Raw genomic sequence first — 302 nt, forward strand, 5'->3', positions numbered from 1 at the left:
GTTATCAGCCGAACCTGAACTTTAATGGGACGGATCAGTTTACAGTGTTGGTGTCAGATGGCCAAGGAGGAACGGCAGTTTCAACGGTGACGGTAATAGTCACGCCAGTGAATGATGCACCGACGGTGCCAAATTACACGTTTAGTACGCAAGAAGACAGCCCTGTGGTAGGAGCAGTGGTAGGAACGGACGTGGATGGAAATCCTCTTAGTTATGAGCTGCAAAATGGTCCAACAAATGGAATAGCTGCCGTGAATGCAAATGGAACGTTTAGTTATCAACCAAACTTGAATTTTAATGGG

General features: G+C 46.4%; 1 protein-coding gene. It reads left to right on the forward strand.

Going from position 1 to position 302, the window contains the following annotated elements:
• Nucleotides 1–302, forward strand: a 302-nt coding sequence (locus tag TMES_RS22890; protein ID WP_211276006.1) for an Ig-like domain-containing protein, incomplete at both ends; no start/stop codon positions are given.

The organism is Thalassospira mesophila, from assembly GCF_002115755.1.
Taxonomy (GTDB): Bacteria; Pseudomonadota; Alphaproteobacteria; order Rhodospirillales; family Thalassospiraceae; genus Thalassospira; species Thalassospira mesophila.